Origin of the sequence: Streptomyces sp. R41, assembly GCF_041053055.1 — a bacterium.
Taxonomy (GTDB): domain Bacteria; phylum Actinomycetota; class Actinomycetes; order Streptomycetales; family Streptomycetaceae; genus Streptomyces.
Window position 1 is genome coordinate 9,343,024 of sequence record NZ_CP163443.1, and the last position, 17,444, is coordinate 9,360,467.

Sequence of the window (17,444 nt, forward strand, 5' to 3'; positions counted from 1 at the left end):
CGGTGGGCGCCCAGCCGTGGCGGATCCCGAGGCTGCGCGGTCCGTGGAGCGCCGGGAGGTCACCGCGACCGCCGTCAGCGCCGTTCTGCTGGTCGCTCACTGTGATGTCTCGCCTGCCGCCGAACACCCATGGTGACCATTCAACCCGCGGGCTCAGTCTTTGTCCTGCGGAGTCGGGGCTCCTGGATGTCGTCCCGCGGGGCCGGCGGTGTCTGTGGACGTGGCTCCCCGGGGGCGGCGAGGTCTCAGGCGTCGTCCAGCGGAGCCGGCGGGGCCTCTAGGCGTCCGGAGCCCGTGCCCGTAGGCGTTCGTGTACGGAGTGGCCGCGGGAGGCGGTGTGCGCGGCTCTGACGCGTGTACCCCCGTCGACCAGAAGATCGGCGCCGGTGATCCACTCGGCCGCGTCCGAGGCCAGCCATGTCACGGCCCGGGCGATGTCCTCGGGCCGCCCGATGCGGCCCAGGGGCAGTCCGGCGCCCAGCTCGTCCTCGGAGTGCTCCCACACGAAGCGGGCCATCTCGGTGCGGACGAGACCGGGGGAGACGGAGTTGACCCGCACCTTCGGGGCCAGCTCGCCCGCGAGCTGCTGGGTCAGGTGCAGCAGGGCGGCTTTGCTGGTGCCGTAGGCGCCCACCTGCGGCCCGACGTGCCCGGCACCCTCGGTGCAGACGTTCACCACCGCGCCGCCGTGTTCGCTCATCCACGCCCGCCACGCGCACTGCACCAGCCGCAGCGGTGCCTCGACGTTGACCGTGAACGCCTCGCGCCAGCGGTCCGGGTCCGCGTCCATCAGCGGACCGTACGGCTGGTTGGTCGCCGCGTTGTTCACCACGACGTCGATGCGTCCGAACTCCCGCAGCGCCAGCTCGGTCAGCTCCCACAGATGCGCGGGCTCGGCGACCGACCCCGCGAGCCCGATGCCGCCGAGCCGCTCGGCGGCCCGGGCCACCTCGTCGGGGTCCCGAGCGGTCACGCACACGCGCGCTCCGGCCTCGGTGAGCGCGGCGGCGACGGCGAGGCCGATCCCGCGCGAGGCCCCGGTGACGATGGCGGCCCTGCCTTCGAGCCCGTACGGCGACGTCATCCGCGTACGGTCTCATGACGGGCCGTCAGCCGACAGCCCTCACCCGTGAATGCCGACAGCCCTCGGCCGTGAATGCCGACGTCCCCGGCGCCGTGAAAGCCTTCGGTCAAGCCCCCAGCCGCGAGTGCTGCGCCGCCACCAGCTCAAGCACCGTGCGCCAGTCCTCCATGACCCCGGCGTCGAGGCCGACGACCTTGCCCGCGTCATCGGCCTGCCGCAGGGTCACCGCGTCCTCGGCGAGCGGATCGTGCTCGAACGCGGCCGCCTCCCGAGGTGTCATGGCGCCGCCCTGCACGGTCAGGGTCAGGGTGCTCTGCGGGGACAGTCCGCGGCCCGGCGACGTGGTCGCCAGATAGCGCTTCGCCGCCACGTGCAGCCGTACGAGGCGGGAGACCCGTTCGCCGAGCAGAGGACGTACCGCGTCGGCCGCGTGGTCGGCGTGTCCCGCGTCGTCGCCCGGCCTGAGCAGATGTCCTATGTCGTGCACCAGGCCCGCCACCTGGAGTTCCTTGTCGCTGGGATGACCGCGGCGCAGCAGCGCGGCGGTCTGCAGTGCGTGATCGTGCAGATCGACCGGGTCGCCCGAGCGGTCCGGGGTGTCCCATGCGCCCCGGCAGGCGTGCAGCAGATCCATCAGCTCCTCGACGCTGCGCAGCTCCATGCGTCAGTCCTCCCGCGAGAAAAGCCGTTGCCAGGCGTCAGCAGATCATGGCCGCCTTGCGAATCGGCCAACGGGACCTGAACTGCACACCGGTGTTCAGTGCCGGGCGTGCCGGCCCGCCGCTTCCGGCGCCCCGCCCATCATCCGCAGCATGGCGAGCCCTCCCGTACGCAGGAATCGCCACACCAGAGCGGCCGCCACCAGCAGGAAGGCGATGTTCAGCCAGGTCGTGTAATTCCAGGCGACGCCCTCCATGGGGATCTTCGCGTCGGCCTGGTCGGGGACGAGCCCGAGGCCGCCGAAGACGAACTCCACGAGGTATCCGGCGAGCACGATGGCCGTGTAGAAGGTGACCAGCAGGAAGGCGGTCATGCGCGGCCCGTAGTACTTCCGGTAGATGTTCAGGATCGGCAGGATCAGCAGGTCGGCGAAGATGAACGCGACCACGCCGCCGAAGCTGATGCCGCCCTTCCAGAGGACCACGGCCAGCGGCACGTTCCCGATGGAGCAGACGAACGAGGCGATCGCCACCAGCGGTCCGACGAGGGGGCCGATCAGCTTCGCGGCGAGCGGATGCCCGTCCAGGAAGAGCGAGCTCCAGAACGCGTCGGGCACCCAGGCCGCGATCGCGCCCGCGATCAGCAGACCGATCACCAGGTCCCGCAGGATCGCCGCCCACTCCATGACGAAGACGTGCGAGACCGAGGTGAAGCCGTCGCCGGACAGCAGCCGCCGCAGGAACGACCCTTCCCCTTGGATCGACATGTCCATGGCCGCATGCCCTTCCATGGACCCGGCGATCCCACGCTCCGCCTGCTCCCGGGCCTGCCGCAGCAGCCGCTCGCGCAGGAAGAGCCGGAAGAGCACGGCCAGCAGCACGATCATGACCGGTCCGCCGACGAATTCCGCGAGCGTGAACTGCCAGCCCATCAACAGGGCGAGGATCACGCCGAGTTCGACCACCAGGTTGGTCGAGGCGATCTCGAACGCCATAGCCGCAGTGAAGTCCGCGCCCTTGCGGAACAGTGAGCGCGCGAGCGCGACGGCCGCGTACGAGCAGGACGAGGACGCCGCCCCGAGCCCGGCGGCAAGCGCGAGCGTCCGGGGGCGGTCGTCGCCGAGCAGCCGTACCACCGTCGCCCGCCGCACCACCGCCCGGACGACGGCGGACAGGCCGAAGCCGAGGATCAGTGCCCAGGTGATCTCCCAGGTCATCGATCCCGTCAGGGACAGTGCGTGCAGGATCGCGTCCATCGGTTCGACTTTCTCCCGGTCGGTGGGATCAGGCATGACCCGTCGGCAGTTCAGTGACCCTGGCCACAGTCGCTATTGAGCCGAATGGGTGGCATCGAAGAGGGCATCGTGTTTCAAATCGCCGCAGATCGGGGCCTGATGGGCGCTGAGTGACGCGCGACAGTAACCTTTTGTTTTCAGCCCCATCGAGCGGGCACCCGCTCATTTGGTTACCCTGTACCAGACGGACAGCTTTTCTGGGTTCCACCCACACCCACGGTCCGTCCCGGGACAAGCCGGTCACCACGGCCTGCTCTCATACGAGTTACCGGCGCCACCGCGTCCCTAACTGCCTTCGACTCACACCCGAGCGGGCGTCAGGAGACTGGAGCAGACCGGCCCTGTATGTCCCGAGGGTGACCCGACACATAAGGAGTGCGCGGTGACACCGGAGAAGACGAATCGCGATCAACGCCCCAAGGAACGCACGGAGCGTGCGGGCCATGGGCCCGAGAAGGAGCTCGGCAGCCTGGACGTGTGGGCCAGGTCCGCCCCGATCCGTCTCGCGGGCTACGAGGACGACCTCGCCGAGCCCCACATCCTGCCCAGCGTCGACTGACCGAGTAGGAATCATCGCGATCGACCCCCGGTAGGACCCATCGCGATCGCTGACAGCATGGGCGTGTCAGACTCACGTCCATGCTGATCAGAGAAGCCGCGGCCGACGACTGGCCGCGGATCTGGCCTTTCTGGCACCGGATCGTCGCCGCCCGCGAGACCTACGCCTGGGACCCGGACACCTCCGAGGAAGCCGCCCGCGCCCTGTGGATGGGCCCGGGCAAGCGGGTGTACGTCGTAGAGGACGACGGTGGAGCGGTCGTCGGCTCCGCCTACGTCACCCCGAACTACGGCGGTCCCGCCGCCCGGATCGCCAACGCCGGATTCATGGTCGACCCGGACCGGTCCGGACAGGGCATCGGCCGTGCGCTGGCCGAACACATCCTCGCCACGGCGAAGGCCGACGGCTACCGGGGCATGGTGTTCAACGCCGTCGTGGAGACGAACCCGGCCGTGACGCTGTGGACGTCGCTCGGCTTCACGATCCTGGGCACCGTGCCGGACGCGTACGAGCACGCACGGCACGGGCTGGTGGGGCTGCACATCATGTACCGGGCGCTGTAGCTCACTCCAGCGGAGCCGTACGCCGCCACGGTCGCAGCTCCTCCAGCTGTCCCGCCACTTCCAGGAGAACCGACTCGGAGCCCGGGCGGCCGACGAGCTGTACGGCGCACGGGGCGCCGCTCGGCAGCGTCCCGAACGGCACCGACATCGCGGGCCAGCCGGTCAGGTTCCACGGCGGGGTCAGAGGCGAGTAGTTCGTGTTGGCCACCAGGTTGCGCAGCCAGCCCCGCTCGTGCCACGCCGCGGCGGCGGGCCCGCGCCGGGCGAGCGCCGGGGTGAGCAGCACGTCGTGCTCCGCGAAGAACGGCTCCAGGCGCCCCCGCAGCTGCTCGCGGCGCTCGCCCTTGCGGACGCCGGCCACGAAGCGGCGACCGACGGCGGCGTGCACACGGGTGCGCCGGGTGAGCCGGCGCGGGTCGAGGTCCTCGGCGTCCACCGCGGTGCCCGCCGTCCAGTACGCGAGTGAGGTGGTGCTCAGCCAGAGCGGGTACGGCGGCTCGGCGGGCCGCACCCGATGGCCCGCCCCGGCCAGCAGCCCGGCCGCCTCCCGGGCGGCGGTCGTATACGAACGGCTGACGCTCACGCCGGCCAGCGGGCTGCGCACGGAGAGGGCGACCTTACGGGTGACGGTCTCCGAGGGGCCTGTCACCTCGGTGTCCGCGAGGACCGAGAACATCAGCCGCGCATCCTCGACCGTGGTCGCCAGCGGACCGTTCTCCGACATGCCGAACCAGTCGCCGTGACCGATCCCGGCGGGCACCACGCCGTGGCCCGGCTTCAGGGTGACGAGACCGCAGTTGGCGGCCGGGATGCGCAGCGAGCCCATCCCGTCGTTGCCGAGCGCGATCGGCACCATCCCGGCGGCGACCGCGGCCGCGCTGCCTCCCGACGAACCGCCCGCCGTGCGGGTCAGGTCCCACGGGTTGCGGGCGATGCCGTGCACGCCGTCCGTGGTGCCGAAGACGCAGAGCTCGGGCACGTTGGTGAGGCCCACGACCACGGCGCCCGCCGCGCGCAGCCGGGCCACGGTCACGTGGTCGTGATCGGCGGGCGTGTCAGGGGTCGCGGCGGAGCCGTTGCGGTTCGACTCGCCGCGCACCGGCAGGTTGTCCTTGACCGCCACGGGCACGCCCGCGAGGGAGAGTTCGCCCAGATCCTTCGCGGCCAGCTCGTCGGCCTCCGCGAGGGCCGCCTCCGCCCGCAGGGTGCGGAAGGCACCGACGCGGCCGTCGAGCCGCTCGATCCGCGCGAGGTGTTCGGCCACCACTTCGCGGGGCGTGACCCTCTTCTCGCGTACGGCTGCGGCGATCTCGGCGGCGGTCCGGCCGACCCAGGTGGTCACGGGCGCTCCTTGTCGTAACTCGGTGGTACTCGTGGTCGTACTCGGGCGTACTTGTGGCCGTACGCGGTCGTACTCGTGAGTAGTACGGGGAGCACTCTGCCCGGGCGTGGGGTGCCGCGTCGAGAGCCGGCCGCCTTGGACATTCGGTGCGATCCTCTTGGACTTTCGTGCGGGGGGTGCCCGGTATCTCCCCAGAGCGGGAGATCATCCGATCACTGGCTCAACTTCTGTGGCTGCAGGCCCCATTGACAGCGTTTCACGGCCGCTCAATCATCAGACCTCCGATGAATGGGAGCCGCTCATGAGTATGCATCCAAGACGTCAGGTACTGGGAGCCGCGGCCGGAGCCGCCGTCGCGGCCACTCTTCCCCTCGCCGCCCCGGCCGAAGCGCGGGCCGGGGCCACAGCCGGAGCGGAGGCCGGCGCCGCCGGAGAGCAGCAGGGCCCGTGGGTGCCCGTCCCCGACCCGATACCCGTGCCCCTCGATGCCTACGTCGACAACGACGGCATCGACACCGCCGCGGCGCGCGGCGGGAACTTCGACGGCTCGGGTTACACGTTCCCGGGCGAGGAACTCCCCGCCGGACGAGTGGAGGTCGACGGGATTTCCTTCCTCTTCCCCTCGTCCGCCGCGGGCGCCAAGAACAACCTGGTGGCCATGGGGCAGCGCATCGACCTGCCCAAGGGCCGTTACCTTTCGGCCCTGTTCCTCACGGCGGGCAGTTACGGCAACGCCTCCGGCAAGGCCACCGTCCACTACGCCGACGGCTCGACGACCAGTGCCGGGCTGGGCGGCGCGGACTGGTACTCGGCGGGCGGCTCGCTCTCGGCCCCGTACCGCTACAAGCCGGACGGCACCAAGGACGAGCACAGCGTCGGCATCGGCACGGCGGAGGTCTGGATCGACCCGCAGCGTGACGCGGTCGCCCTGACCCTGCCGGTCACCAATCCGGCCGAGGAGAACAAGACGTCTCTGCACGTCTTCGCCTTGTCCCTCCAACCGGCCGCCCAGGGACGGGCACTGGCCCTGCGCGACGCCCACTCGACCTTCTCGCTGCTGGAGTCGAGCGGCGCCCAGAGCGTCGAGGCCACCGTCGTCAACGCGGGCACGGTCGCCGTCGTCGCCGGTGACCGTGTGTCGGTCGGCGTCGACGTGCCGGGCGCCCGCACCGTCGAGCCCGCGCCGGTGACCCGCCTCGACCCGGGCGAGCAGGCCCGCGTCCGTATCGGCATCCGCAACCGCGGCGGCACGGCACCCGGCACCGCACAGGACGGCAAGGTGGTCGTCAGCGGGCGCGGAGGGCAGGTCACGTCCAGCAGTCGCAAGTTGACCCTGGGAATCCCCGACTACCTGCCGACCGAGGAGTCCCTCTCCGGGCATCAAGCCCCGTACTGGTTCCACCGCGCCAAGTTCGGCATCTTCATCCACTGGGGCGTCTACTCCGTGCCCGCCTGGTCACCGGTCGGCAAGCAATACGCCGAGTGGTACTGGAACCACATGCAGAGCCCGGACAACGCGGTGTACGCCTACCACCGGGAGAAGTACGGGGAGAACTTCGCCTACGACGACTTCATCCCGATGTTCACGGCGAAGAACTTCGACCCACGGGCGTGGGTGGAGCTGTTCCGGGACGCGGGAGCCCAGTACCACGTGCTGACCTCGAAACACCACGAGGGTTTCGCCCTCTGGGACACCAAGGTCGCCGATCGCAACGCCGTGAAGATGGGCCCGAAGCGGGACCTGATCCGTGAACTCTTCGACGCCTCCAAGCAGTTCACCCCCGAGCTGCACCGCGGGCTGTACTTCTCCATGCCGGAGTGGTTCAACCCCGACAACCCGTGGATGGGCCACGCGCCGCGCAATCCGTACACCCTGGAGCCCGTCCCGTACATCGGATACACCGCGGGCAAGGACTATGTGAAGGACTATCAGGCTCCGCAGATGCTGGAGCTGATCCACGGCTACGACCCGTCCGTCCTGTGGTGCGACATCGGCGGGGTGAACGACAGCGTCCATGTGCTCGCCGAGTACTTCAACCACGGCAAGAACCGGCCGCAGCCGTACGAGGTGACCGTCAACAACCGGTCCGGCATCGGCTTCCACGACTTCACGACGCCCGAGTACACGACGTACGAGAACACCGTCGTCGCGAAGTGGGAGTCCAGCCGGGGCCTCGACCCGTTCAGCTACGGCTACAACCAGGCGACGCCCGACGCCGAGTACATGACCGCCGAGGAGGTCGTCCGCAGCCTGGTCGACATCGTGTCGAAGAACGGCAACTTCCTGCTGGACATCGGTCCGCGCGCCGACGGCACCATTCCGGAGATCATGCAGACCCGGCTGCGGGAGACCGGCCGGTGGCTGAAGACCAACGGCGAGGCGATCTACGACACGACCTACTGGTCGCGCATGGCCCAGCTCGGCGAGGACCTGCGGTTCACCGTCCGGCAGAACAAGGCCTTCTACATCCACTCGCTGACCACGCCCGGCGCCAAGCTGACCGTCGAGGCGCCGGTGCCGATCCGCAGCGGGGACAAGGTCACGATGCTGGGCCACGACCGGCCGCTGACCTGGACGGTGAGCAACGGCTCGCTGGTGATCGACGTACCGGAGGCGGCCCGCAAGGCCGGCCAGTACGTGTGGGTGTTCAAGGTGGAGTGGAATGTCTGACATGCGTGGCAGATGGTCCCGGCTGGTGGGTGTCGCGGCGGCTCTGCTGCTGTTCGCTGCGCCGCTCCCGGCGGCGGCACAGGCTCGGACACCCGCGCCCAGCACGGTCCCGGCCCTGTCCAACTGGGAGGCGGAGCAGGGAAGTTACCTCTTCGGCCGAGACTCCCGTATCGTCGCGCGGGACAAGACCGCGCTGGAGGTCGCCGGCACCCTCGCCGACGATCTGCGTGCGGCCGGGCACGGCACGGTTCCCGTCGTGCGCGGGGGTGCCCGCACCGGCGACGTGGTGATCGACGTCGATCCGTCGGCGGCGAAACTGGGCGCCGAGGGATACGAACTGAGCGCGGGCCGACGTCTGTTGGTGACGGGCGCCACCGGCACCGGCGCCTTCTACGGCACCCGCACCCTCCTCCAATTCCTCGCCCAGAGCGACCGCGTGCCCGCCGGACACACGGTCGACGTGCCCCAGTACAAGGAGCGCGGTGTCGGCGTCTGCGCCTGCTACATCCACATCTCGACGGCCTGGCTGGAGAACCTCGTACGCGACATGGCGTACCACAAGCTCAACCAGCTGCTGCTCGAACTCAAGGTGAAGAGCGACGCCCACCCCGAGGCCAACACCTGGGGCTACTACACCAAGGACGAGATACGACGACTCGTCGCCCTGGGCGAGAAGTACCACGTCGAGATCATCCCGGAGATCAACTCACCAGGGCATATGGACCCTTGGATCGAGAACCGGCCGGATCTGCAGCTGACCGACTCCGACGGCAACAAGCAGCCCGCCCGCCTCGACATCACCGAGCCGGAGGCCTTCGCCTACTACACGAGCCTCATCGACGAGTACGCGCAGGTGTTCAAGGCCGACTCCTGGCACATGGGTGCCGATGAATACATGCTCGGCTCAGACTTCGCCAAGTACCCCCAGATCCTCCAGTACGCCCAGGCGAGGTACGGGGCGAATGCCACGCCCCAGGACGCGTTCATCGACTTCGTCAACCGCGTCCACGCCCACGCGCAGAGCAAGGGCGAGAAGCTGCGCATCTGGAACGACGGTCTGACCGGCGCCAACACCGTACCGGTCGCGGTCGGCACCACCGTCGAGCACTGGCTGAACGTGACCACGAAACCCAGCCGACTCATCGCCCAGGGTCACCCGTTGATGAACGCGGCCTACTCCCTCTACCTCGTACGTGGCGGCTTCCACTCGGACACGAAGGCCCTGTACGACCAGAGTTGGGACCCGCGCAGCTTCGAGGGCGAGAAGCTCGCCTCGCGCGACGGCGTCACCGGGGCGAAGATCAGTCTCTGGCCCGACAACGGGCGCGGCGAGACCGAGAACGAGGTCGAGACCGCCCTGACCCCAGCGCTGCGGCACATCGCCCAGGCGACCTGGGGGTCGCCGCACCCCGACCCCACCTACGCGGACTTCACCGCCCGGGGCGCGGCCGTGGGACACGCACCCGGCCGGCGAGACCTGACCCGGGTGCCGGTGGACGACGGGACGTACACCTTCAGCAGCGGGAGCGTGAGCACCCGCTTCCAGGTGCGGCGGACTCCGGACGGCTACGTGACCTTGAAGTCCGTCGCGAGCGGCCGCTGCCTTGAGACCCGCAGCGGCAAGCTCACGCTCAACGTTCCGCTGGAGCCCGGTAGTTCCGTGACCGAGGAGGTCTGCGCGGCCTCGGACACCCTGCAGCGCTGGGAGTTGCAGCGCGCGGAGCGTGGCTACCGGCTCGTCAACGCGATCACCCGGATGGCGGTGCACGCGGCCGACGACGGTCGTCTCGTCCAGTATCCGCCCGACCAGCAGCGGCCCACCCTGTGGAAGTTGACCCCATCCTGACCGGAGGAGATCCACCCGCATGGCCCTCTCCAGACGCCTCTTCGTCACGGCGGCCGCCACCGTCGCCGCGTCCGTCAGTACGTCCACCGCGCTCGCCGCGTCCGACGGCCGCCCGCCGGCGCCGGCCGCATCCGGCCTCGCGGAGGAACCGGACTACCGCATCCCCGTCAGCCCCGACGACACCCAGGAGGAACTGGTCCGCAAGGCCTCCCGAGTCCGCCCCACCGCACGGCAGATTGCCTGGCAGCGCCTGGAGCGCACCGCCTTCCTGCACTTCGGCGTGAACACCTTCACCGGTCTGGAGTGGGGGACCGGTGACGAGGATCCCGACGTCTTCCAGCCCGTCGGCCTCGACACCGACCAGTGGGCGCGCGCCTTGCGCGACGGCGGTTTCAAGCTGGCGATCCTCACCGTCAAGCACCACGACGGTTTCGTGCTCTACCCGTCCCGCTACACCAACCACTCGGTGGCGGCGAGCAGTTGGAGTGGCGGGCAGGGAGACGTCCTGCGCTCGTTCGCCGACTCGATGCGCCGCTACGGCATCAAGGTCGGCGTCTACATCTCACCGGCCGACGAGAACCAGTACCTGCACGGCGTGTACGCCAACGGGAGCGCGCGCTCCGAGCGGACCATCCCCACGCCCGTCGAGGGGGACAACCGCACGGACCAGCGGTCCTTCACGCTGCAGGCCACCGATTACGGCGCCCGCATGCTCAATCAGCTCCACGAGGTGCTCACCGAGTACGGGCCCATCGACGAGGTGTGGTTCGACGGAGCCCAGGGCCGGATTCCCCCCGACAAGGTGGAGAAGTACGACTGGGACAGCTGGTACGCGCTGGTGCGGGCCCTGGCCCCGGACGCCTCGATCGCCGTGTCGGGGCCCGATGTGCGCTGGGTCGGCAACGAGGGCGGCCTGGCCCGTGAGGACGAGTGGAGTGTCGTACCCGTCAAGGAGAAGGACTACGGGCGGACGGACTACGCACTGGCCTACGACGCGCCCGACGAGGGGAGCCGCGACGCGCTGGTCGCTGCCCGCCCGGTGGCCGACTATCTGCAGTGGTGGCCGGCCGAGTGCGATGTGTCCATCCGGGACGGCTGGTTCTACCACCCCGACCAACAGCCCAAGAATGTCGAGCAGTTGACCGACATCTACTTCCGGTCGGTCGGTCGCAACTCGGTGCTGCTGCTCAACATTCCTCCGGACACCCAGGGGTTGCTGCCCGCCGCCGATGTGGCGCGGCTGCGGGAGTTCCGCGAACGCGTCGACCGGGAGCTACCGGAGGATCTCGCACACGGCCGTCTGGTCAGGGCCTCCTCGACCGTCTTCACCGTCGACCTCGGCACCGAACGGGAGGTGGACCGGATACGGCTCGCGGAGGACATCCGGCACGGACAGCAGGTCGAGGGCTTCGTCGTCGAGGCCTATAGCCGCGGCGCCTGGACACGGGTGGCCGAGACCGGCACGGTCGGGGCGAGCCGGATCCTGCTGCTGCCGGCGCCTGTGCGGGCGAGGCGGTGGCGGCTTCGGGTGACGCAGACCCGAAGCACGGCGCGGATCGCGGAGTTCGGGCTCTACCGCTCGCGGGTCTGACGCCCCAGGAGGAAAAACCGGGGCGGGCGGCGCCGGTAGGAAATACCGGGGCGGGCGGCGCCGAGCGCCGCCGTGGGGGTGGACGTCGGTTACGACGTCCACCCCCACTCTCGTTACGCCCCGCAGGGCCCCGTGCTGTCCCGCTCGATCAACCGCGGCACCGGCACCTGCACCGTCCGCGCCGGGCCGCCGTCCAGCAGTGCGATCAGCTCCCGCGCCGCCGTGCGGCCGAACTCCACGGTGTCGCGGGAGAGTGCGGACAGCCAGGGCTTGACCATGCGGCACAGGGCGGAGTCCTCCCAGGCCACGACGGACACATCGCCCGGCACGGAGAAGCCCAGCTCCGTCGCGGCGGCGACCCCGGCGACGGCCATCACGTCGTTGTCGTAGACCAGCGCGGTCGGCGGTGTGCCGCTCTCCAGGACGCGGCGCGTGACGGCTGCGCCCTCGGCGTCCGAGTAGTCGGTCGGCACCGAGCGCACCTCGGCCAGACCACGCCGCTCGGCCTCCGCGCGCAGGGTGCGGATCCGGCGCTCGGTGTGGGCGAGGCCCGGCAGGCCCGCGATGTGCACGATCCGGCGGTGGCCGAGCGCGTACAGCTCGTCCACGACCGCGGCCATCGCGCCGGCGTCGTCCGCCCAGACGACGGACAGGCCGGGATGCCGGGCGTCCGGCGTGCCGCCGGTGACCACGGCCGGCAGACCCAGTTCGTCCAGGAGATCCGGACGCGGATCGTCGACGCGCGGGTCCACGACCATCACCCCGTCCACGCGGTGCTCGGCCCACCAACGACGGTAGACCGCGCACTCGGCGTCCACGTCCTCGACCACCTGGAAGAGCAGGCCGAGGTGACGCTCCGCCAGCACTTCCTGGATGCCGGAGATCAGCTGGAGGAAGAACGAGTCCACGCCGAGCGTGTCGGCGGGGCGCGCGACGACCAGGCCGACCGTGGCCGCTCCCTCGCCGGACAGCTGGCGGGCCGCCGTACTGGGCCGCCAGCCCAGCTGCTCGGCGACCCGGCGGACCCGGTCGCGGGTGACCTCGGAGACCCCGGGCCGGTCGTTGAGCGCGAAGGAGACCGCGCTCTCGGAGACCCCGGCGCGCCGCGCGATGTCCTTCATCGTCGGCCGGCGTGCGGGAGACCGCTTGGCTGGCACGTTGGCTCCCCAATTCTCCGAGCTGAGCACTAATGCGCTTGAGTGGTAGAACCCTAAAGCGCATTAGTCATCGTCTGCAAGTCCCTTGTGTGCGGCTCTGACCTGCACTAATGCTGTGCGGATTCATTTAGCTGGAACGAATCCATTGACTTTCCGCGAGCGCGGCGGGCAAGGTCGCTGGCGCCACCACCCGCCGACGCCGCAAGGGAGCCGTGTCACCGTGCCCATACCCCGCAGAGCACTTGTCGCCGCCGCCGTCGCCCTCGTCCTGCCGCTGAGCGCCTGCGGCTCCGGTGACGACGGCGGCGGCTCGACGGACGCCTCCGGCAAGGTCGAGGGCGACATCACCTTCCAGACCTGGAACCTGAGGGCCAACTTCAAGCCGTACTTCGAGGGCGTGATCGCCGACTTCGAGAAGAAGTACCCCGGCACCCATGTGAAGTGGATCGACCAGCCCGCCGAGGGCTACGCCGACAAGATCAGCGCGGACGCGGCGGGCGGCACCCTGCCCGACGTCGTCAACGTCTCCCCGGACCTGGTCGCGCCGCTGGCCAAGGCGGGCCTCGCGCTCGACCTCGACAAGTCCGCCGCGAAGTACAAGAAGGAGTATCTGGACGGCGCCTGGGCCAGCCACCAGATCCCGGGCATGACAGGGACGTACGCCTTCCCCTGGTACCTCAACACCGGCCCGCTCTTCTACAACAAGTCGCTCTTCAAGAAGGCCGGACTCGACGCCTCCAAGCCGCCGACGACGTACGACGAACTCTTCACCGACGCCCTGCAGCTGGCCGAGAAGAGCAAGGGCAAGGTCGCGACACTCGCCAACGTGCCGACCATCGAGGACTTCGGCCGTTACGGCGTCGAGCTGATGAACAAGGCAGGCGACGGCTTCGCCTTCAACGACGCCAAGGGGGTCGAACTCCTCACCAAGTACAAGGAGTTGTACGACGCCAAGGCACTCGACCCGCAGGCACTGACCGCGACTCCGGAGTCCTCGGGCAAGAAGTTCCTCACCGAGGCCGTCGCCATGAACCCGGGCAGCGCCCTGGACCTCGGCAACTTCAAGAAGCAGGCGCCGAACCTGTACAAGAACATCGGCATCACGGACCAGATCACCAGCACCGGCAAGGTGAACATGTACGTGATGGGCGTGATGGTCAACTCGCGCACCAAGCACACGCCGGCCGCGGTCGCCTTCGCGCACTACGTCACCGACGCGCAGAACCAGATGTCGTTCGCCAAGAAGGTGGCGATCTTCCCGAGCACCGCAGGATCGCTCGACGACCCGTACTTCACCAAGGAGGACGGGACGGACGAGACGCGGGTGCGGATCGCGGCCGCCAAGTCCCTGAAGAACGCGGTGAATTACACACCGGTCCTGTTCAGCGAGCAGATGAAGACCGCGCTGCGCAACGAGGTCGCCAAGGCGCTGCAGGGCAAGGAGAGCCCCAAGGCGGCACTTGACAACGCTGTCAAGGCCTGCGACCGGCTGCTCCAGCAGCAGGGCTGAACCGACATGGCGAGTTCCTCCACCGCTGCCGCGGTGAAACGTCCGCCGGGGGTGCGGCGTCCGTCGGGGGCGCCGGGGCCCCTGCGGGTGCGGCGCCATCTGCCCACCAGCCCCTGGCTGTTCGCCGCTCCCGGGCTGGTGATCACCGGCGTCTTCATCCTGTATCCGTTCGTCTCCACGCTGGTCAACGCCTTCACCGACCGCCGGACGCTCATCCCCGGCAAGTTCGTGGGCCTGGCCAACTTCCGGGAGCTGCTGCACGACGAGATGTTCTGGATCGGGCTGCGCAACAGCACGCTGTACGTCCTCGGGGTCGTCCCCGCGCTCGTCCTGCTGCCGCTGCTGCTCGCCCTGTTGGTACAGAAGAACATCCCCGGGATCACCTTCTTCCGGTCCGCCTTCTACACCCCGGTCGTCGCGTCGATCGTCGTGGTCGGACTGATCTGGGTGTGGCTGCTGGACGAACGCGGTCTGGTGAACTCGCTGTTGGAGACGATCGGCGTCGGCCGCGTCGGCTTCCTCAGCGACCAGTGGCTGCTCCTGCTGAGCGCCATGGCCGTCACGGTGTGGCGGGGCCTCGGCTACTACATGATCATTTATCTGGCCGCACTCGCGAACGTGCCGCGCGAGCTGCACGAGGCCGCGATGGTGGACGGCGCGGGCGCGGTGCGTCGCTTCTTCACGGTCACCGTGCCCGCCGTCCGCTCCACGATGGTCCTGGTCGGAGCGCTCTCCTCGGTCTCCGCCTTCAAGGTGTTCTCCGAGGTCTACCTGATGGCGGGCCCGGACGGCGGTCCGGCGGGCGAGGACACCACCCTCGTGATGCTCGTCCAGCGCACCGGCACGGGCCTCACCGGCCGTGTCGGCTACGCCTCCGCCATCTCGGTGGTCGTCTTCGTCGTCACCGTCGTCCTGATGCTGCTGGTGCTGCGCGCGGACCGGAAGGAGGAGGCATGAGCGTCATCGACAAGGTACGTCCCGCTCAGGCGCCGGCAGCTGTTCGCGAGCCCCGTGTCAGGGACGAGCACGGCCGCCGCATCCGTGTCTGGGAACTCGCCCTGCGCTACCTGCTGTTGCTCGCCGTCCTCGCGCTGACCGTCGGCCCGTTCCTGTGGCAGCTGTCGACCTCCCTCAAAGGACCGCACGAGGACATCTTCAGCTCCCCGCCCAAGTTCCTGCCGAGCGAGCCAACACTCCACAATTACAGGCGAGTTGCGGAAACGATCCCCGTCTGGGACTACGCCTTCAACTCGTTGAAGGTCGCCACCGCCAACGTCATGACGAACTGCGTCGGTTCGGCGCTCGCCGGCTACGCCCTGGCCCGGCTGCGCTACCGCGGCCGGCGCCTGGCGACGCTCGTCTTCATTCTGGCGATGCTCGTGCCCGCCGAGAGCATCATCATCGCCCAGTTCACGACCATGCGGGAACTCGGTCTGAACAACACGCTGATCGGTGTCGTGCTGCCCGCCTGCATCAGCGCCATGAACGTGCTGCTGATGCGCAACGCCTTCCTCAACCTCCCGTACGAGATCGAGGAGGCCGCCTTCGTCGACGGAGCGAACTCCTGGCAGCGGTTCCTGCGGATCGCGCTGCCGTCGGTGAAGGGCACGCTCGCCGTGGTCGCGATCTTCGCCTTCATGGGCGCCTGGGACGACTTCCTGTGGCCGCTGATCGTGCTCAGCGACCCGTCGAAGTTCACCCTGACCATCGGACTCAACTATCTTCACGGCACCTTCGCCAACGACGAACGGCTCGTCGCCGCGGGCACGATCATCGCCGTGGCGCCGCTGATCGCCCTCTTCGCCTGTCTCCAGCGGTACTTCTTCCGCGGCGTGGGTGAGGGCGCCGTCAAGGGCTGACCCCCCTCCGTACCTCAGATTCGCAAGGACCCCGCATGCCTTCTGCCGTGCGCTTCGGCGTCAACTACACCCCGAGCGAGGGGTGGTTCCACCACTGGCTCGACTTCGACCTCGACGCCGTACGCGCCGATCTCGACTCGATCGCCGCGCTCGGCCTGGACCACATACGGGTCTTCCCGCTGTGGCCCTACTTCCAGCCCAACCGCACTCTGATCCGCCCGCGAGCCGTCGAGCAACTCGTCGCGCTCGCCGACGCCGCCGCCGAACGCGGCCTCGACGTCAACGTGGACGGCCTTCAAGGGCACTTGTCGAGCTTCGACTTCCTGCCCGCGTGGACGCAGACCTGGCACCGGCGGAACATCTTCACCGATCCGGAGGTGGTCGAGGGGGAGGCCGCGTACCTGCGCACCCTCGCGGCGGCTCTCGCCGACCGGCCGAACTTCATCGGCATGACCATCGGGAACGAGGTCAATCAATTCGCCGCCGGGCCGCACCCCGACCCGGACCGCATCACGCCGGACCAGGCGGGGGCGTGGCTTCGGCGTCTGCTCGCCGCCTGCGAGGAGGGCGCCCCCGGCAAGCCGCATCTGCACGCCTCGTACGACGCCGCCTGGTACCAGGACGACCAGCCGTTCACGCCCGAGCACTCGGCCCGGCTCGGCGCGGTCACCGCCGTGCACTCGTGGGTGTTCAACGGGACGGCGCAACGGCACGGCCGGACAGGCGTCGCCACCGAGCACCACGCCGCCTACCTCATCGAGCTGTCCAAGGCCTGGGCGGACGACCCGCGCCGTCCGGTCTGGCTCCAGGAGGTCGGCGCCCCCGCCCCCCTGATCCCGGCCGAGCACGCGGCCGCCTTCACGGAGGCGACCGTCGCGAACGCCCTCGACTGCCCCGACGTGTGGGGCGTGACCTGGTGGTGCTCGCACGACGTCAGCCGTGACCTCGCGGACTTTCCCGAACTCGAGTACAGCCTGGGCCTGTTGACCACAAATCGGCAGACGAAGCCCGCCGGAGAGGCGATCGCCCGGATCCTCAAGGAGGGCCGCCCACACGTGCCCGCCGCGCGCACCACCGCGCTGGTCGTCGACACCGCACCGGGCCGCTCGGTCTGTGCCCCCGGCGGCCCGGTCTTCGAGGCCTTCGCCGGGCTGACCGCCGACGGAGCCCGTCCCACCACCGTTCTCGCGAGCCGCGCCGACGACAAGGAACACCTCGCGGCCCGGGGCATCACCGAGGTCGTCACCCCTGATCAGGTCACGCGGTGACCGCAGGCACCACCGAAAGCACCGTAGTCCGTCCCCCAAC

General features: G+C 69.5%; 14 protein-coding genes. 9 read left to right on the forward strand and 5 right to left on the reverse strand.

Translation table 11 applies throughout. From position 1 onward, the window contains the following. Positions 1-277 precede the first annotated feature (277 nt). From AB5J53_RS42475 to AB5J53_RS42485, 3 genes are all read right to left on the reverse strand, one after another. On the reverse strand, positions 278-1,084 hold the full coding sequence (locus tag AB5J53_RS42475; protein ID WP_369250914.1) for an SDR family oxidoreductase: 807 nt from the start codon (positions 1,082-1,084) through the stop codon (positions 278-280). A gap of 106 nt (positions 1,085-1,190) precedes the next feature. Next, on the reverse strand, positions 1,191-1,745 hold the full coding sequence (locus tag AB5J53_RS42480) for an inositol oxygenase family protein (RefSeq protein ID WP_369250915.1): 555 nt from the start codon (positions 1,743-1,745) through the stop codon (positions 1,191-1,193). Positions 1,746-1,841: 96 nt separating this feature from the next. Continuing rightward, positions 1,842-2,999, reverse strand: coding sequence for a permease (locus tag AB5J53_RS42485; protein ID WP_369252823.1), 1,158 nt, complete (start codon positions 2,997-2,999; stop codon positions 1,842-1,844). 421 nt (positions 3,000-3,420) lie between these two features. Between AB5J53_RS42485 and AB5J53_RS42490 the strand changes: the two genes are divergently transcribed. Continuing rightward, entirely contained in the window at positions 3,421-3,597 is a 177-nt protein-coding gene (locus AB5J53_RS42490) for a hypothetical protein (RefSeq protein WP_369250916.1), read from the forward strand. A gap of 80 nt (positions 3,598-3,677) precedes the next feature. Beyond that, positions 3,678-4,160, forward strand: coding sequence for an N-acetyltransferase family protein (locus tag AB5J53_RS42495; protein WP_369250917.1), 483 nt, complete (start codon positions 3,678-3,680; stop codon positions 4,158-4,160). A gap of 1 nt (position 4,161) precedes the next feature. Here AB5J53_RS42495 and AB5J53_RS42500 read toward each other — a convergent pair whose 3' ends face one another. Then, complete coding sequence (locus AB5J53_RS42500) at positions 4,162-5,502, reverse strand: amidase (protein ID WP_369250918.1); 1,341 nt, start codon at positions 5,500-5,502, stop codon at positions 4,162-4,164. Positions 5,503-5,803: 301 nt separating this feature from the next. Here AB5J53_RS42500 and AB5J53_RS42505 point away from each other — a divergent pair, with 301 nt between their 5' ends. From AB5J53_RS42505 to AB5J53_RS42515, 3 genes are read left to right on the forward strand one after another with little or no spacing between them, the layout of a single operon-like run. Next, on the forward strand, positions 5,804-8,173 hold the full coding sequence (locus AB5J53_RS42505) for an alpha-L-fucosidase (RefSeq protein WP_369250919.1): 2,370 nt from the start codon (positions 5,804-5,806) through the stop codon (positions 8,171-8,173). After that, entirely contained in the window at positions 8,166-10,019 is a 1,854-nt protein-coding gene (locus AB5J53_RS42510) for a family 20 glycosylhydrolase (RefSeq protein WP_369250920.1), read from the forward strand. Before AB5J53_RS42505 ends, AB5J53_RS42510 begins: the two co-directional genes overlap by 8 nt. Positions 10,020-10,038: 19 nt before the next feature. Continuing rightward, positions 10,039-11,610: an alpha-L-fucosidase gene (locus AB5J53_RS42515; protein WP_369250921.1), complete on the forward strand. Its 1,572-nt coding sequence runs from the start codon at positions 10,039-10,041 to the stop codon at positions 11,608-11,610. A 113-nt stretch (positions 11,611-11,723) separates the two neighbouring features. Here AB5J53_RS42515 and AB5J53_RS42520 read toward each other — a convergent pair whose 3' ends face one another. Next, a complete protein-coding gene (locus AB5J53_RS42520; protein ID WP_369250922.1) occupies positions 11,724-12,767 on the reverse strand; it encodes a LacI family DNA-binding transcriptional regulator in 1,044 nt (347 codons plus the stop codon). A 220-nt stretch (positions 12,768-12,987) separates the two neighbouring features. Between AB5J53_RS42520 and AB5J53_RS42525 the strand changes: the two genes are divergently transcribed. From AB5J53_RS42525 to AB5J53_RS42540, 4 genes are read left to right on the forward strand one after another with little or no spacing between them, the layout of a single operon-like run. Continuing rightward, on the forward strand, positions 12,988-14,277 hold the full coding sequence (locus AB5J53_RS42525) for an ABC transporter substrate-binding protein (protein ID WP_369250923.1): 1,290 nt from the start codon (positions 12,988-12,990) through the stop codon (positions 14,275-14,277). Positions 14,278-14,283: 6 nt separating this feature from the next. Continuing rightward, positions 14,284-15,234: a carbohydrate ABC transporter permease gene (locus AB5J53_RS42530; protein WP_369250924.1), complete on the forward strand. Its 951-nt coding sequence runs from the start codon at positions 14,284-14,286 to the stop codon at positions 15,232-15,234. Then, positions 15,231-16,136, forward strand: a complete 906-nt coding sequence (locus AB5J53_RS42535; protein WP_369250925.1) for a carbohydrate ABC transporter permease — start codon at positions 15,231-15,233, stop codon at positions 16,134-16,136. Before AB5J53_RS42530 ends, AB5J53_RS42535 begins: the two co-directional genes overlap by 4 nt. 35 nt (positions 16,137-16,171) lie before the next feature. Beyond that, the gene (locus AB5J53_RS42540) at positions 16,172-17,404 is read left to right on the forward strand and encodes a glycosyl hydrolase (RefSeq protein ID WP_369250926.1); all 1,233 of its coding nucleotides are present in this window, start codon (positions 16,172-16,174) and stop codon (positions 17,402-17,404) included. Positions 17,405-17,444 lie beyond the last annotated feature (40 nt).

What these genes read in the sequence shown, in the direction of transcription:
- AB5J53_RS42480 (WP_369250915.1), bottom strand. Translation starts at nt 1,745, where the DNA reads ATGGAGCTGCGCAGCGTCGAGGAGCTGATGGATCTGCTGCACGCCTGC.
- AB5J53_RS42510 (WP_369250920.1), top strand. Translation starts at nt 8,166, where the DNA reads ATGTCTGACATGCGTGGCAGATGGTCCCGGCTGGTGGGTGTCGCGGCG.
- AB5J53_RS42495 (WP_369250917.1), top strand. Translation starts at nt 3,678, where the DNA reads ATGCTGATCAGAGAAGCCGCGGCCGACGACTGGCCGCGGATCTGGCCT.
- AB5J53_RS42475 (WP_369250914.1), bottom strand. Translation starts at nt 1,084, where the DNA reads ATGACGTCGCCGTACGGGCTCGAAGGCAGGGCCGCCATCGTCACCGGG.
- AB5J53_RS42540 (WP_369250926.1), top strand. Translation starts at nt 16,172, where the DNA reads ATGCCTTCTGCCGTGCGCTTCGGCGTCAACTACACCCCGAGCGAGGGG.
- AB5J53_RS42535 (WP_369250925.1), top strand. Translation starts at nt 15,231, where the DNA reads ATGAGCGTCATCGACAAGGTACGTCCCGCTCAGGCGCCGGCAGCTGTT.
- AB5J53_RS42530 (WP_369250924.1), top strand. Translation starts at nt 14,284, where the DNA reads ATGGCGAGTTCCTCCACCGCTGCCGCGGTGAAACGTCCGCCGGGGGTG.
- AB5J53_RS42515 (WP_369250921.1), top strand. Translation starts at nt 10,039, where the DNA reads ATGGCCCTCTCCAGACGCCTCTTCGTCACGGCGGCCGCCACCGTCGCC.
- AB5J53_RS42485 (WP_369252823.1), bottom strand. Translation starts at nt 2,999, where the DNA reads ATGGACGCGATCCTGCACGCACTGTCCCTGACGGGATCGATGACCTGG.
- AB5J53_RS42505 (WP_369250919.1), top strand. Translation starts at nt 5,804, where the DNA reads ATGAGTATGCATCCAAGACGTCAGGTACTGGGAGCCGCGGCCGGAGCC.